This is a genomic window from Dactylosporangium sp. NPDC049525 (genome assembly GCF_040676755.1).
Classification (GTDB): Bacteria; Actinomycetota; Actinomycetes; order Mycobacteriales; family Micromonosporaceae; genus Dactylosporangium.
Genome location: NZ_JBFAPO010000089.1, coordinates 19,622 through 35,538, shown reverse-complemented (window position 1 = coordinate 35,538; position 15,917 = coordinate 19,622). Strand labels below are relative to the sequence as shown.

The window sequence follows — 15,917 nt, the reverse complement described above, 5'->3', positions numbered from 1 at the left end:
GGGGGGGCGGGGGGCGCCGGCCCGCCCCCCCCGCCGGGGCGCGCCCCCCGGCGCGCCCCGCCCCCCCCCGGGGGGCCCCCCCCCCCGGCCCCCGCCCCCCCCCCCCCCCCCCCGCGCCGATGATGTCCTCGGCCCGGCTGGGTCCCCGCCGCGGCGCCGTCGCGGCCGGCCCGCCGTTCGCCGTTCGCTGCGCCGGCGGCCCGGAGGCGGGCGACGCGGGCACCCCGGAGACCGGCACAGCGGCCCCGGAGACCGGAACCGCCGAAACAGGAGCCCCGGAAACGGGCACCGCACCGCCGGGCACAGCACCGCCAGGCACAGCACCGCCAGGCACGACACCACCAGGAACGGCGGCACCGGGCGCGTCAGCACCGGGAGCCCCGGAACCATTCGCGGCGCCGTTGCCGGAAACGCCCGCACCGGGAACACCCGAGACGGACGCGCCGCGCATCGGCCCGCCGGACACGGGCACGCCTGACACGGGCACGCCTGACACGGGCACGCCAGACACGGGCACGCCAGACACGGGTACGCCGGACACCGGCACTCCGGAGACGGGCGCCCCGGACACGGGACCACCCGACACCGGCACCCCGGAGACCGGAACACCCGGCACGGCGCCGTCGGAGACGGAGGAACCGTTGGACGGGACCCGCTGGACCGGCATCGTGTCCGTGCCGCCCGCGGCCGACGAGGCCACCGGCCAGGTCGTCAGCGCGACCGGCACCGAGGGCAGCGGCGGCGCGGCGACCGCCGGCACGTCCTCGTCCGCGCCGCCGGTGCTCGGCCGCCCGGGCAGCGCCGGCAGCACGGCCGTCGGCGCGTCCTCGGCGGAGATCACCACGGGACCCGGGCGGGCGTCGCCCTCGGCCGTGATCGGCAGGCGCGACATGCCCGCGATGCGGTTGCCGCTGCCGTGATACAGCCCGGCGCCCTCCGGCGGGGCGGCCAGCAGGCGGGCCGGGAGCGTGACATACGCCGTGACGCCCTCGTCGGTGGCGTCGAGCCGGACCTGGACGCCGTGCCGCGCGGCGAGGTGGCCGACGACGACGAGACCCATCCGCTCGGACGCGGCGACGTCGATGGCGATCGGGGCGGCCACGCGGTCGTTGGCGTCGACGAGACCGGACTCGGTCATGCCGAGGCCGCGGTCCTCGATGACGATCGTGGCTTCCCTGGTCTGCTTCGCGGGCCAGCCGGAGACGGTGACGACCGTGTCCGGCGGGGAGAACGTCGTCGCGTTCTCCAGCAGCTCCGCGAGCAGGTGGACGATGTCGGAGACGGCGTGCCCGACGACGAAGATGTCGGTCGCGACGTCGTGGCGGATCCGCGCATACTGCTCGATCTCCGCCATCGCGGCCAGGGTCACCGCGGAGAGGGAGACGGGCTGCGCCCACCGCCGGGTCGCCTCGCTGCCGGCGAGGACGAGGAGGTTCTCGTCGTTTCGCCGCATGCGGGTGGCGAGGTGGTCGAGGCGGAACAGGTTCGCCAGCTGGTCGGGGTCGGTCTCGGCGGACTCCAGCTGGTCGAGCAGCTGCAGCTGGCGCTCGACCAGGGTCTGCGAGCGGCGGGCCAGGTTGACGAACATCGAGTTGACGTTGCGCCGCATGACGGCCTGCTCGACGGCGAGGCTGACCGCGCTGCGGTGCACGGCGGTGAACGCGTCGGCGACCTCACCGATCTCGTCGGTGGAGCGGACCCTGGTGGTGGTGTCGACCGTGACCGTCTCACCCCTGGGCAGCGTCCGCAGGCGTTGGATGGCCTCCGGGAGGCGGTGCTGCGCCACGTCGAGGGCCTGGGCCCGCAGCTGCCGCAGCGAACGCGCCATCGACCGGCCGATGAGCCAGGACAGCAGCAGCGCGATGAGCATGACCAGGACGATCACCGAGGTGGCCACGATGGCGTCGGTGCGCTGCGCGGTGCTGCGGTTGGCGGCGCCCTCGATCGCGTCCTCGAGCAGCTCCTGCTCGATGGTGCGGATGTAGTCCAGCTCGCTGGTGCTGGCCAGCCACCACTCCTCGGGGGTCACGCCGACGGCGGCGCCCCGGGCGCGGGAGATGACCTGCTGCTGGAGCCGGGCGACGGTGCCGACGGAGGTCTGGCGCAGGTTGCGGTCGTAGAGCGCGAGGTGCCGCGGGCTGGCGGAGCCGCGGAAACGCTCGACGGCGGCGACCTGCCGGGCCTGGATCTGCGAGAACGTCTCGAAGTCGTCGGGGGCGAACTTGCCCGCGCTCGCGGCCGCGAAGATCCGCCCGCGCAGCTGGTCCTTGAGCTCCTTGGCCTGGGCCAGGTCCATCAGCGAGGAGACCTCGGTGACCGACTGGGAGTCGCCGCCGATGTCGGGGCGGTCGGGGACCAGCTCGAACAGGTGCTGGATGGTGGAGGAGTACTGGTCGAAGACCGCCTCCTCGCGCAGCCACCGCTGCTTCACGCCTTCACGGACCAGGTAGAGGTCCTGGAAGTCGGCGCTGACACGGTTCTGCGACTGGTTGAAGATCGGGTTGGCGAGCAGCGGGCGGGCCGCCTTGGAGAAGGCGGCGAGGGCCGCGTCGGTCGCGGCGTAGTTGGCCGACAGCTCCTGATTGGTCGAAGTCGATCCGGGTGGCGCCTGAACGGTGGTCGACTTGGCAAGAACTCCAGCCGTTCGGTCCCTTTCCAACTGCAGATAGTGGATCAGATTGGTCAGTTGGCGGCCGACTTTGACCCCTTGGGCGAACTGGTCGAGCTTGGAGGCGTCCTGCACGGAGGCATTGATCTGGACCCCGGCGATCACCAGGAAGGCGACGGCGGGCAGCACGAGGACCGCGGCGAGCTTGGTCGGCACCCGCCAGTCGCGGACGCGGAACAGCGACGCACTGCGTCGCTGCGGCTCTCCTGGCCTGCGGCGCCGGTGGCTGTTCACCTTCATGACGACGGCGGGAGCCCTCGATGAAGGTGGCGAAGCGAAGGTCTGCACCCCTCACACCTTTCGCATGCGTCATCGCGCTGCCTGAGCAGCGTGCGAGCCTTATCAAACCAGGGTTGCGACATCTGTCCAACCACGTCATTGTGGTGCAGGTCACATTACTTGAAGGTCGACACCGGGGTTGAAACGCATCGACCAGACAGGAAGGATACGGCCGTCCCACCTGCCGCGTGTCCCAAGGAGTCCTCTGTCGTGTACATCCTCGGCCGCCGGCCCGCTGTGGCTGCGTTCGCCGCGGCTGTTTCCGTCACGGCGCTGCTCCTGACCGGCTGCACCGGCAAGGGCGACCCGGCGCCGAAGCTTCCGGCGACGCTCGCGATCGGCCTGCTCGTGTCCACGACCGGGCCCAACGCCGCGATCGGCCAGCAGGCGCAGCTCGGCGCCAAGCTCGCCATCGAGATGGTCAACAACGACGTCAAGGACCAGGTGATCAAACTGCCGCTGAGTGCGGGCGTCGGCCTGCGCAACGGCGTGAAGCTCAGCCTCGTCGTCGGCAACACCGACAGCGCGCCGGAGAAGGTCGAGAAGGAAGCGTCGCGCCTCGTGCACGACGGCGCCGTCGGCCTGGTGCTCGCCGACACCCTCGACGTCGCCGCGCCCGCCGGCCGGGAGACCGACACCATCGGCGTGGCGCTCGTCGACGCGTTGAGCACCGCCGACACGTTCGTCGACCTCAACCGGGCGGCGCACTTCCGGATCCAGCCGAGCGACCGGCAGATGGTCTCCACCGCGCTCGCCCTGCTCTACCGGGAGCGCGACAGCAGCAGCCAGTTCAACCGGGTCATCACCGCCTCGGGCAAGGCCAGCGGCGCGACCGGCGACGAGATCGCCAGCGTGCGCACCTCGATCGAGGACCTGAGCCTCGCCGCCGGGTATGAGATCGGCGGCAAGGAGCAGATCGCGTTCGATGCCGACGGCGCCGGTGACAGCGACTTCGTGGAGAAGGGCGACGCCGTCTTCGCGATCGTGACCAACCCGCAGGAGGCGGCCGCGGCCGCGGAGCTTGCCGGCCGGCTCAAGGGCAAGGCGCCGGTCATCGCGTTCGGCCCCGGCGTCGGCGCGCTCGACGCGATCAAGGGCAACAACCAGGTCCTGCGGGCCAGCGGCTGGTCCGGCGACTTCGCCGGGCGCAACCCGGTCGCGAGGATCGTCGGCGCCATGTTCGAGCAGGCGTTCCACGCCAAGATGACCGAGGTCGCGGCGGCCGCCTTCACCGCCACGATGCTGCTCGCCATCGCCATGGACTCCGTCACCGACCTGAGCCCGCCGGTGATCCGCAACGCGGTGCAGCAGCTGTCGGTGCCGGCCACCCAGACCGTCATGCCGTGGAACGGGATCCGGTTCGACGGCAGCGGCTACAACCAGCTGGCCGCCGGCGTCGTCGAGCAGCACCTGCCCAACGGATACCTGGTGATCCACCCGGTCGAGCTGGCCGCGACCCCGACGCTCAATCTGTAGGGCCGCCGGCCAGGAGCCGCCGCAGCTCGTCGGGGCGCTGGTAGAGCTCGTTGAGGTCGAGCACCTCGCCGCCGGGCGCGACCAGGCGGCGCGCCACGAGCGGGTGCTCGCGCCGCCAGTCCTTCTTGAGCAGGGTGTATTCGACCAGCACGGACAGCAGCACGACGCCCATCCACGGCGGCGCGGCCGGCTCCGTGCCGCCGTCGCCACCGTTGCCGCCAGGGCCGCCGAACGCCTCGCCGCGGCGGGCCCGTTCCACGTCGACGGGCCGGCGCAGCAGGGTGCCGGCGAGCTCGTCCCGGCCGTCCGGGTCGCGGCCGAGGACCGTGCGGACCGCCTGGACGTATTCGCGGGCCTGCCGCTCGACCTCGCCGCCGTAGACCTCGACGGGCAGCTCCGTGAAGCGGGTCCACCCGCCGTCGCCGCCGATCACCTCGGCGGCCAGGGCCTGCTCCTCGTCGGCGGTCAGGGCGTCCAGGGCGACCGCGTCGCCGGCCAGGCCGGGCCTCGGCACCTCGTGCAGGGTCCGCAGGTCCGCGGCGAGCCCGGGGTGCCGGCGGGGCACCTCGTCGAGCAGCGCGCCGCCGTCGACCGCCGGCGCGCCCCACCGCTCCAGCCGCAGCCGCCACCCGGCGTGCAGGTCCGCGACCCGCACCGGCGCCGGCTCGGCGCCCGCCTCGAGACTGACGAGGTGGCGGCCCTCCGCGGCGGCGAACGCGGCGAACGCGGTCTCGATCGTGGCGGCCCGCAGCAGCGCCGCGGCCGCGTCCTCCACGCCGGACAGCCCGCCGCCGCCGGCGGCGATCGCGGCGGCGTCGCGGAACTGCTCGACCGCGACCTCGAGGGGGTCGGTCGCGGCGAGGACCTTGGGGTCGGCGGCGGCGCGGGCGGCGAGCAGGCCGCGGATCAGGTCGGCGTGCTTGGTGTCCGGCAGCGCCAGCTCGTGCGCCAGGACGATGCGGAGGTGGTCCGCGGGCAGGCCCCAGACCAGCGGCAGCCCGATGCGCAAGGTGCCGCCGGTGCACCGGACCGTGCCGGACCCGGCGAGCGTGACCGACGCCGGCGGTGCCGCGTCGGCGTACTTCGCCGCCTCGATGACCAGGGAGTGCAGGGCCGCGTGGCGCGCGGCGCTCACGGTGGCGGGACCCGGACCGGCGTGGGCCGTGCCGGCACCGCGCAGCAGCCGGCGACCACGCCAGGCGGGCAGGCCGCCGGGAAGTCTCGCCATGCGCCTCAGTGTGCCGCACCAGGGGGAGGTGTCCGGGGAGGCGCTCCGGGTGGAATGACGCCTACCGATACCAAACTTGGTACTTCCCAGTAACTTACTGGTGAGTCACCATGAGGCGTGCGATATGACGTGGTGGTCATCGGGTCAGGGTTCGGCGGCAGCGTGACCGCGCTCCGCCTGGCCGAGAAGGGCTACTCGGTCGCGGTCCTGGAGGCCGGCCGGCGCTTCGCCGACGACGAGTTCCCCAAGACGTCGTGGGACGCCAAGCGCTTCCTGTGGGCCCCGGCCCTGCGCTGCTTCGGCGTCCAGCGGCTGACCCTGCTGCGCAACGTGCTGGTGCTGTCCGGCGCCGGCGTCGGCGGCGGGTCGCTGATCTACGCCAACACCCTCTACCGGCCGCTCGAGCAGTTCTACGACGACCCGCAGTGGCGCGACATCACCGACTGGCGCACCGAGCTGGCGCCGTTCTACGACCAGGCCGAACGCATGCTCGGCGTCAGCGTCTACCACCGCATGACCCGCGCCGACGTGGCGATCAAGGCGGTCGCGGAGCGGATGGGCGTCGGCGACACCTTCCACCAGACCCCCGTCGGTGTGTACTTCGGCAGGTCCGGCGTGGACCCGTACTTCGGCGGCGCGGGGCCGCTGCGGCACGGCTGCGAGCACTGCGGCGCGTGCATGACCGGCTGCCGGGTGGGCGCGAAGAACACCCTGGTGAAGAACTATCTGCACCTGGCCGAACGGCTCGGCGCCGAGGTGCACCAGTTGACCACGGTGGCGTCGGTACGACCTGAGGACGGCGGCTACCGCGTCGACACCCGCGGGACGGCTCGCCGGCGGGACCGCCTGACGTTCCACGCGGGCCAGGTGGTGTTCGCCGCCGGCGCACTCGGCACGCAGGAGCTGCTGCTGCGGATGCGCGCCGACGGTCACCTGCCCGAGCTGTCGGCGCGGGCCGGCACGCTCACCCGCACCAACTCCGAGTCGATCGTCGGCGCCCGCTCGCTGCGCAAGGACGTCGACTTCACCGACGGCGTGGCGATCACCAGCTCGTTCCACCCGGACGCGCACACTCACATCGAGCCGGTCCGCTACGGGCCCGGCTCCAACGCCATGGGCCTGCTGCAGACCGTCCTCACCGACGGCGGCCCGTGGCGGCCGCTGCGCTGGTTCGGCGCGTTCTTCCGGCACCCGATCCGGCACGCCCGGGTGCTGTCCGTGCGGCGCTGGTCGCACAAGACGGTGATCGCGCTGGTCATGCAGTCGCTGGACAACTCCCTCAACGTCCGGCTGCGCCGCGGCTGGACCGGCCGGCGCAAGCTCACCACGTCGCAGGGCCACGGCGAACCCAACCCGACCTGGATCCCGGCCGGCAACCAGGCCGTGCGGCTGCTCGCCGAGGAGATCGGCGGCATGGCCGGCGGCAGCTGGTCCGAGGTGTTCAACATCCCGATCACCGCCCACATCCTCGGCGGCGCGCCGATCGGCGACTCGCCGGAGCGCGGGGTCGTGGACGCCTACCACCGCGTGTACGGCCACCCCGGGCTGCACGTCGTCGACGGCGCGGCGGTCAGCGCCAACCTCGGCGTCAACCCGTCCCTGACGATCACCGCCCAGGCGGAGCGGGCCATGTCCATGTGGCCGAACCGGGGCGAACCCGACCCGCGGCCGCCGCTCGGCTCCGCCTACCGGCCGGTGCCTGCGGTGCCCCCGGCCAACCCCGCGGTGCCGGAAGGGGCACCGGCAGCGTTGCGCGTCACCGCCGTACACCTGCCGAAAACGCTGCAACAGCGGCCCTGAGACGCAGGTCACGCCCGGGCGCCGACTAGGCTCATTGGCATGACCACGCCGCCGCCGGTTCTCGTCGTCGACTTCGGTGCCCAATACGCGCAGCTGATCGCCCGCAGGGTGCGCGAGGCGCACGTCTACTCCGAGATCGTCCCGCACTCGATGCCGGTCGCGGACATGCTGGCCAAGGGCCCGGCCGCGATCATCCTGTCCGGCGGTCCCTCGTCCGTGTACGAGGAAGGCGCCCCGCAGGTCGACCCCGCGCTGTTCGCCGCCGGCGTGCCGGTCCTCGGCATCTGCTACGGCTTCCAGGCGATGGCCGTCGCCCTCGACGGCGAGGCGAGCCACACGGGCCTGCGCGAGTTCGGCGGCACCCCGCTGAGCATCGCCGAGGGCGGTGGCGTGCTCCTGCGCGGGCTGCCCGACGCCCAGTCGGTGTGGATGAGCCACGGCGACTGCGTCACCGCCGCCCCGGCCGGCTTCACGGTCACCGCGGGCTCGCCGGCCGCGCCGGTCGCCGCGTTCGAGGACGTGTCCCGCCGCCTCGCCGGCGTGCAGTTCCACCCCGAGGTCGCGCACACCCCGCACGGCCAGGAGGTGCTGCGCCGGTTCCTCTACGAGATCGCCGGCATCGAGCCCACCTGGACGTCCAACAACATCATCGAGGAGCAGGTCGAGGCGATCCGGGCCCGCGTCGGCAGCAAGCGGGTGCTGTGCGCGCTGTCCGGCGGGGTCGACTCCGCGGTCGCCGCCGCGCTGGTGCACAAGGCCGTCGGCGACCAGCTGACCTGCGTCTTCGTCGATCACGGCCTGCTGCGCGCCGGTGAGGCCGAGCAGGTCGAGAAGGACTATGTCGCGGCCACCGGCATCACGCTGAAGGTCGTCGACGCCGCCGCCCGCTTCCTCGGCGCCCTGGCGGGCGTCATCGACCCCGAGCAGAAGCGCAAGATCGTCGGCCGGGAGTTCATCCGGGTCTTCGAGCAGGCCGCCCGCGACCTGGAGGCCGAGGAGCACGTCGAGTTCCTCGTCCAGGGCACGCTCTACCCCGACGTGGTCGAGTCCGGCGGCGGCACCGGCACCGCCAACATCAAGTCGCATCACAACGTCGGCGGGCTCCCGGACGACCTGCAGTTCGCGCTGGTCGAGCCGCTGCGGACGCTCTTCAAGGACGAGGTGCGCGCGATCGGCGCCGCCCTCGGCCTGCCCGAGGAGATCGTCATGCGGCACCCGTTCCCCGGCCCCGGCCTGTCGATCCGGATCATCGGCGCGGTCGACGAGGAGCGCCTCGCCATCCTGCGCGCCGCCGACCTGATCGCCCGCGAGGAGCTCACCGCCGCCGGCCTGGACCGCTCGGTCTGGCAGTTCCCGGTGGTGCTGCTCGCCGACGTGCGCAGCGTCGGGGTCCAGGGCGACGGCCGGACCTATGGTCACCCGATCGTGTTGCGCCCCGTCTCCAGCGACGACGCGATGACCGCCGACTGGTCCCGGCTGCCGCACGAGCTGATCGCCAAGATTTCGACCCGGATAACAAACGAGGTCCGGGAGGTCAACCGGGTGGTCGTGGATGTTACGTCCAAGCCTCCGGGCACTATTGAATGGGAATGAATCCCCTTTCAGGTGAGCGTCGCCCTTGCGACTGGCTGGAATTGCCGGACAATTTATCGACGTGACTCCAGCGTTACAGCCGCTCCGACGCATCGCGGCCTACTGCGTCATCGCCGACTCCGACGAGTTCCTCCTGGTCCGGGCGTCGGCGAAGTCCGGCACGCCCGGAGTCTGGTCGCTGCCCGGCGGCGCCGTCGACCACGGTGAGAACCCGGTCGACACCGTCGTGCGGGAGACCGCCGCCGAGACCGGCCTCTCCGTCGCCGTGGCCCAGCTGCGCGACGTCATCGCCGACATGCGGGCGCTGCCCGACCGCGGCCTCACGATCCACACCGACCGCCTCATCTACGAGGTGACGGTGCGCGGCGGCGCGCTGCGCGACCGGGTCGGCCAGCCGACCGACCTGGCCCGCTGGGTCACCCGCGAGGAGGCGGAGCAGCTGCCGCTGCGCCGGTTCACCGCCGACGCGCTCGGCCTGCGCGAGGCCGCCGTCGACCTGCGGCCCGACGGCGTGCCCGAGGTGCCGTCCTTCTACGCCGTGCCCGGCCCGGACGGGCTGCACCGCGCCCAGCGCTTCGCCGCCTACGCCGTGTGCACCGACCGGCGCAGCCGCGTGCTGCTGACCCGCATCTCCGAGGGGTACCCCGGCGGCGGCTCCTGGCACCTGCCGGGCGGCGGGACCGACTTCGGCGAGCAGCCCGACGTCGCCCTCATCCGGGAGCTGGTCGAGGAGACCGGCCAGGAGGGCCGCATCGTCGAGCTGCTCGGCGTGGCCTCACACCGGGACGCGGCCCAGCTCGGCCCCGAGGGCTACCCGATCGACTGGCACGGGGTCCGCGCGTTCTACCGGGTCCACGTGGCCCGCTCCAGCCGCCCGGTGATCCACGACGTCGGCGGCTCCACCGCGGAGGCCCGCTGGTTCGACCCCGAGGAGCTCGACGAGCTCGCATTGACCGAGGTCACCGAGGAGGCGCTGCGCGGGGTCGGCCTACGCTGATCCGTCGGCCTAGGCTGATCTTATGAGCGCATCCCGGGTGATCACCGTCTACGGTCGCCGTCCAGGCGGCACCGACGACATCGGGGGACCGGTCCGGCACGGCGAGAGCCCCACGACCGCGATGGTCCGGCACTTCGTCGAGCAGGCCGACCTGTCCATCGTGGTGCTGTCGGTGCTGGACGTGCACGCCGTCGTCACGCCCGAGCTGCACGAGGACCGGGTGGTCTTCGAGGTCGCCGTGGCGCCCGGCGCGGCGGTTGGCGACTTCACCGAGCGCCCGGATCCCAACGGGTTGCCGACCGGGCAGCGCTTCGCCGCGTACGGCTTCGTCACCGACCCCGACGACCGGGTCCTGCTCACCCAGATTGCCCACGGCTACCCGGGCGCCGGCAAGTGGCACCTGCCGGGCGGCGGCACCGACCCGGGCGAGCAGCCCGCCGAGGCGCTGCTGCGCGAACTCGTCGAGGAGACCGCCCAGCGGGGTGAGATCACGGAGCTGCTCGGTGTTACCCATCGGCGGAATCCGGGTGCGATCGGCCCAGAAGGGTATCCAATCAACTGGCACGCCGTCCGGGCCCTCTACCGCGTCCTGGTGCCCGCGCCGACGCCACCCAGAGTGACCGAGGCCGCCGGCGGGTCGACCGCGGCGGCCGCCTGGTTCGCCCGCGCCGAGCTGCCCGGCCTCCAGGTGACGGAGGTTGTCCAGTGGGCCGCCTCACTTCCGCGACGGGAGAGTGATCGTCGTCGTTAAGATAAATTATAGGTGAATTTCGGACTACCCTGAGTAGTCCGAGGCCAGCCCTGGAAGAGCAGTTTCTAGGCGGGTTCCTATCTGAGCCATCGCCAAGCGCGACACGATATGCGATGGTGTAGATCGCGAGGCACTCTCGCGAAGACGGACTAATGGGGGCAAAACGCCCTCGAAAGCGACCGTGGGAACCCCGTTCCTGCATGGAGGATCAGTGCCGAGAGCACCTTGGCAGCGACGACGCACCACGGACAGTCCGCGCCCCGGAGGGGGCCGGCAGTGGGCAGGACGGCTGCGACGCAGCGGTTCGCTCGCCCGCCAGGTGCTCTTCGCGGGGCGGGTCGGTCGTCGCGGTGACGGTAACGTCGCCGGCGCAACCGCACTGCTCATGCCGCAGCCGACCGAGACCGACACCCGCGAGGGCAGGGTCCGGCTTCCGCGACTGCGTATGCGCCGCCGTGACGGACTGTCACGTGACGTGGTGTCGGTCGCGCCGGTCAGCCCCGCCGTGCCGCCGCTGCACACGGCCCTGGACGAGGGCCCCGGCCTCAGCATCCCGCTGCTGCCCGGTGAGCGCACCGTCGCCCGGCGCATCCGGTTCGCCCTCGTCAACGCCTGCACCATCAGCAGCCTCCTGCTGGGCCTGTGCGCGATCTTCGTCGCCGTCAACCACGGCGACGTCCGCATCGCCGCCACCCTGCTCATCGCCTGCGTCATCTTCGACGGCCTGGACGGTTTCCTGGCCCGCCGCCTCGGCGTCGCCAGCCCGTTCGGCGCGCAGATGGACTCCCTCGCCGACATGTGCTCCTTCGGCCTGGCCGCGCCCGTGGTCGTCTACGCCTGGCTCAACGACTCCGCCCCGGCGGCCGTGCTGATGCCCGCCTGCGCTCTCGTCGCCGCGTGCGCCGCGATCCGCCTGGCCCGCTTCAACGTCTCGCCGAAGGACGGCCGCTTCTTCTGCGGCGTGCCGACCACCATGTGCGCGGCGGTGCTCGCCCTGGCCACCCTCATCGCCCCGGAGATGCCCCCGGTCCTGCGGGTCGCCGGCGTCGCCGTCCTGGGCCTGGCGATGGTGTCCAGCTTCCCGTATGCCAAGCTCGCCCGCCTGGCGAAGCTCCCGCCGTGGCTGTTCGCCCTGCCGGTGGTCGGCGCTCTGGTCGACTTCCGCCTGACGTTCGTCGCCGTGGTCCTGGCGTACCTGGTGAGCGGCCCGGTCCTCTGGCTCCGCCAGCGCCGGCACGTCACCGCCTAGCACTTTTTCCGCACCAGCGTCTCCAGCGCCCCGCTCCGGCTCACCCCGGTCGCGGGGCGCTTCGGTGTGCGCGGGGGGTTTCCGTTCGGGCCGTGACGTCACCCGGACGTGGCATTCGGGCTGCCGCCGCGTCCGCGCCCGACCGCCGGCGCCGGGGACACGCCGCTCCGTTCGGGTGTCGGCTCCGATTTCCGCCGCGGGGGTCGCCGCCCGGGGATGGCCGCGCGAGTAATGGGGGACCGGTTCCCTTCGCAGCGATCAGGTCAGAGCCAGGTCGCGCTGGGGACACGCCGCGCGGGGTGTCGCCCGGGGATGGCCGCGCGAGTGGGGGAGGACCGGCCCTAGCGGCGGAAACGCGGGGACCGGTCCCCTCGCAGTGATCAGGTCAGGGCCACGTCGCGATGGGGACACGCCGCGCGGGGCGTCGCCCGGGGATGGCCGCGCGAGCAGTGGAGGACCGGCCTCACGGCGGAAACGCCGGGACCGGTCCCCCTCTCGCAGCGATCAGGTCAGAGCCAGGTCGCGATCACCGTGGCGCCGCCCACGACGCGGTCGCCGGGGGCGACCGCCGCGGTGGCCTTGTCGGCCGGCAGGTAGACGTCGGTGCGGGAGCCGAACCGGATCAGGCCGAACCGCTCGCCCTTGGCGAGCAGCGAGCCGACCGGGGCGCGCTGCACGATGCGCCGGGCGATCAGGCCGGTGCGCTGCACGACCGCGACCGGGCCGTGGGCCGTCTCCAGCAGCGTGTAGGCCGCGACGTTGTGCTCCGCCTCGGGCTTCATCGCCGCGGCGTAGCCGCCGTCCTCGACGAAGTAGTCGACGACCTTGCCGGCCACGGGGGCCCGGTTGACGTGCACGTCCAGGACGGAGAGGAAGACCGCGATGCGGAGGAACTCCATGTCGCCGAAGCGCTTGTCGTGCATGCGCTCGACGCCGAGCACCTTGCCGTCGCTGGCGGCGACGACAGCGCTCGCGTCCTCGGGCACGTCGCGCTGCGGGTCGCGGAAGAACGCGGCGACGGGGGCGGCGGCGAGCGCGGGGACCAGCCACAGCTTCGACTTGGGGCGGGCGGCCTTGGCCAGGGCGGCCAAGCCGAGCGCGATGCCGGCAGCGGCAACGCCGTTGGAGTCGATGTTCATGCCCCGGGTGAGCGGGACGCTCGACGGGCGCAACGCCGGCAGCAGGTTGTGCGCCGCGGCGTGGTGCGCCGGGGTGTGCCGCAGCCGGTGCACGCGGACCGGCGGCACGTTGCGCAGGACGAGGTCGCTGCCCACGCCATAGAGGGCGGCCTGGCGCTCCACCTCGTCGGCGGCGCCGCTCGGCAGGCGGGTCGCCGGGACGACGACGGTGAGGACGCCGCCGGCGTTGACCAGCTTGGTCAGGTCGGCGAGGGCGGCCCGGGCCTCGTCGGCGCCGCCGGACAGGGGCTCGGCGAGGATCACCACGTCGGCCGGCTCGGCCTCGGCGAGCGTCTCGACGACGCGGGTCCGGTCGGTCACCCAGCGGCCCTGCCGCTCGACGTGCTCCTGCAGCGCGGCGGCGGCACCGAAGCCGGCGCCGGAGCCGGCGACGACGGTCAGCCGATCGTCGGGCAGCAGCGCGTCGATCGCGGCCGCGAGGGTGGCGGAGCCGGCGGCCGCGCCGACCAGCAGGCCGGTCTTGGGTCCGCCGTGGCGGGCGAGCTCGCTGGCGAGGACCCGGGCGGCGCGGTCACCGATCTGGATCGGGCGGCGGGACACGCCGGACGCGCCACCAACGGGAGATTGGGTCATGTCTGGAGGGCTCCTCAAAAAACGGAAAGACAAGGCGAAGGCCGGCGGGAAAGCGTGCCCCGCCGGCCCAGCATATTCCGTGTCTAGTCGACGTCGTCCGTGTCGGGCGACGCCGGTGCCGAAGAAGACGGCACCGATGAGGAGGGTTTGTCGCTTTTGTCGGAGCGAAGGGCTCCGAGCAGACCGAGCAGGCCGAAGACGATCAGGCCGACGGCGACGATCCAGCCGGCGTTGAGGTCCACCTCGACCGCCTGGTTGAACAGCCAGACGATCACGATGCCGAGGAAGATCAGGCCGAACGTGAGGGAGAGGCCATCGGTGCGGTGCGGCTTCACCGGGTCACCTCCAGGTTGCCGTAACGAAGGTCGAGGTCGAGGTGCAGCTTGCCGCCGCCGGCGCCGTCCGTGCCGGTATCGGTGAACTGGTTGGTCTGATTGAACCCGCCGCACTCGCGTCCCAGGACGCGGCAGTCGCCGCCCTCGACCCGGACCTCAACGGTGACGTCCACGTTCGGTGGCAGGACGATGCGGATGTTGCCGCCCAGGTCGACCCGGAAGGAGAGATCGACCTCCTCGCCGGTGAAGTCGACCCGGGACAGGTCGGCGTTGATGTCACCGATGTCGGTGTGATAGTCGCCGTCCAGCTCGCTGACCGAGGTCGGGTTGATGTTGATGTTCTCGATGTGGCGCGGCGCGGCGCCGTCCACCGTCCCGGAGGCCGTCGAGATCGCCAGGGCGATGCTCAGCAGGACCCCGAGCAGGATCATGAGCCGGGCCCGGCCGAACCACGCGCCGACGATCAGGCCGATCGCGACGATCGCGAGCGGCACCGCGAAGTACGTGCTGACCAGGAAGTTGGCGGCGGTCACCTCGAGCGCGGCGAGCACCCCCAGCGACAGGCAGATCAGCGAGAAGATCACCCGTCCGAGGCGGGAGCGCACCTTGGGTGGCTTCGGGGGTTTCGGCGGTGTCGGGGCGAGCCCGGGGTACGGCGATCCCGGCCCGCCGGGCGGGTAGCCGAGCGACGCCGCGTAGGGGCTCCTGCCGCCGAACGGCCCGTGCGGCGCGAACGGCGGCCGGTAGCCGACCGGCGCGAGGGGCGGCAGCGGCGGCAGCGGCGGCGTGGGCAGCTGGGTGGTCGGCGGCACAGGGGCGGGGGTGAACACGGGTTGGGTCACGGCCGTCTGGCGTTGCTGCCATGCCGGGTGTACGGACGGTGCCCCGCCCGACGGTCCGGCGGCAGCTGTGGGATACGCGGGTGCGCCCGACTGGAACGGCGGCACCGACGGCGGGAACGGCGTCGCCGGCGCCGGGCCCGGTGGCGGCACGAACGGCCCGAGCGGCGGCCCCGGCCGGTCCCCGCCCGGCTGCTGACCCTGCGGGGCGGCCTGCAGGTTGCCCTGCCCGCGGACGAGCAGCGCGACCACGCCGATGACCACGGCGAGGCCGACCGCGGCGGCGCCGACGTTGCGCGACATCACCAGCAGGAACGCCAGCACCGCGCCGACGCCGATCACGATCGCGAGGGGCGCCGACGTCGTCGACCTGCCCCGGCCGAGCAGCGCCTCGAGCGGGGAGCCAGTGTCGCCCTCGGCGGGCAGCAGGAGCCAGCCCAGCAGGTACGCGACGATGCTGACCCCGCCGGCGAGCGTGAGCACGGCGAAGATGACCCGCCAGAGGGTCGGGTCGGTGTTCGTGGCCCGCCCGATCGCGGCGCAGACACCGGCGACGTAACGGCCCTGCTGGGGTCGCACGAGGTTGCCCCGGTTGAACCCGCTGCCGAACGGCATCCCGCCGAAGGGCCCTGGCCCGCCGGGGCCCGACCCACCGGGGCCTGGACCTCCGGGGCCTGACCCTCCGGGTGGCGGCCCGAACGGCCCGTTGCCGCCGGGTGGCGGTCCGGGCGGTCCGGGCGGGAACCCGCCGGGCGGCATGCCACCGGGCGGCGCCGCACCGGGCGGCGGCGGCACGGCTCCGGCCGGCGGTTCGAAGAGGTCCGCGGTCTCGGCGGCGGGCGGCGCGGACGCCGGCTCGTCGCGCTCGGCCTTGGTCAGGTCGACCTCGGGCTGCTCCGCCCGGACCGTGGGCGCGTCCGCGGCGGCGGG

The 15,917-nt window shown here is 73.2% G+C and carries 10 protein-coding genes and 1 pseudogene; 6 read left to right on the top strand and 5 right to left on the bottom strand.

All coding sequences use genetic code 11. The features are described 5' to 3' along the window. A partial coding sequence (locus tag AB0K00_RS53810; RefSeq protein WP_363538751.1) for a nitrate- and nitrite sensing domain-containing protein occupies positions 1-2,956 on the bottom strand: 2,956 nt, incomplete at its 3' end. A 201-nt stretch (positions 2,957-3,157) separates the two neighbouring features. Here AB0K00_RS53810 and AB0K00_RS53805 point away from each other — a divergent pair. Next, positions 3,158-4,423, top strand: a complete 1,266-nt coding sequence (locus AB0K00_RS53805) for an ABC transporter substrate-binding protein (protein WP_363538749.1) — start codon at positions 3,158-3,160, stop codon at positions 4,421-4,423. On the opposite strand, the gene AB0K00_RS53800 is transcribed toward AB0K00_RS53805, so the two are convergent. Further along, complete coding sequence (locus AB0K00_RS53800; RefSeq protein WP_363538747.1) at positions 4,413-5,651, bottom strand: hypothetical protein; 1,239 nt, start codon at positions 5,649-5,651, stop codon at positions 4,413-4,415. The two genes, AB0K00_RS53805 and AB0K00_RS53800, sit on opposite strands and share 11 nt — an antisense overlap. A 117-nt stretch (positions 5,652-5,768) precedes the next feature. On the opposite strand from AB0K00_RS53800, the gene AB0K00_RS53795 reads away from it, so the two are divergent. The 5 genes and pseudogenes from AB0K00_RS53795 to AB0K00_RS53775 all read left to right on the top strand — a co-directional run bounded on the left by AB0K00_RS53795 (position 5,769) and on the right by AB0K00_RS53775 (position 12,041). After that, positions 5,769-7,451, top strand: coding sequence for a GMC family oxidoreductase (locus AB0K00_RS53795; RefSeq protein WP_363538745.1), 1,683 nt, complete (start codon positions 5,769-5,771; stop codon positions 7,449-7,451). Positions 7,452-7,490: 39 nt separating this feature from the next. Continuing rightward, positions 7,491-9,044, top strand: a complete 1,554-nt coding sequence (gene guaA, locus AB0K00_RS53790) for a glutamine-hydrolyzing GMP synthase (protein ID WP_363538743.1) — start codon at positions 7,491-7,493, stop codon at positions 9,042-9,044. 61 nt (positions 9,045-9,105) lie between these two features. Then, positions 9,106-10,041 (top strand): NUDIX domain-containing protein, encoded by a 936-nt coding sequence (locus AB0K00_RS53785; RefSeq protein WP_363538741.1) that lies wholly within the window; start codon positions 9,106-9,108, stop codon positions 10,039-10,041. 283 nt (positions 10,042-10,324) lie between these two features. Then, positions 10,325-10,792 (top strand): annotated as a pseudogene (locus AB0K00_RS53780) (NUDIX domain-containing protein); the annotation flags it as partial. A gap of 289 nt (positions 10,793-11,081) precedes the next feature. Then, positions 11,082-12,041 carry a CDP-alcohol phosphatidyltransferase family protein gene (locus AB0K00_RS53775; RefSeq protein ID WP_363538755.1) on the top strand — a complete coding sequence of 320 codons (960 nt, stop codon included), beginning with the start codon at positions 11,082-11,084 and terminating at the stop codon, positions 12,039-12,041. 509 nt (positions 12,042-12,550) lie between these two features. Here the strand turns inward: AB0K00_RS53775 and AB0K00_RS53770 are convergent. The 3 genes from AB0K00_RS53770 to AB0K00_RS53760 all read right to left on the bottom strand — a co-directional run bounded on the left by AB0K00_RS53770 (position 12,551) and on the right by AB0K00_RS53760 (position 15,602). Continuing rightward, positions 12,551-13,813, bottom strand: a complete 1,263-nt coding sequence (locus AB0K00_RS53770) for a phosphatidylserine decarboxylase (protein WP_363538739.1) — start codon at positions 13,811-13,813, stop codon at positions 12,551-12,553. 83 nt (positions 13,814-13,896) lie between these two features. Beyond that, entirely contained in the window at positions 13,897-14,148 is a 252-nt protein-coding gene (locus tag AB0K00_RS53765; protein WP_363538737.1) for a hypothetical protein, read from the bottom strand. Then, positions 14,145-15,602: a PspC domain-containing protein gene (locus AB0K00_RS53760; RefSeq protein WP_363538753.1), complete on the bottom strand. Its 1,458-nt coding sequence runs from the start codon at positions 15,600-15,602 to the stop codon at positions 14,145-14,147. The genes AB0K00_RS53765 and AB0K00_RS53760 overlap by 4 nt, the downstream gene beginning before the upstream one ends. Between the last annotated feature and the right edge of the window lie 315 nt (positions 15,603-15,917).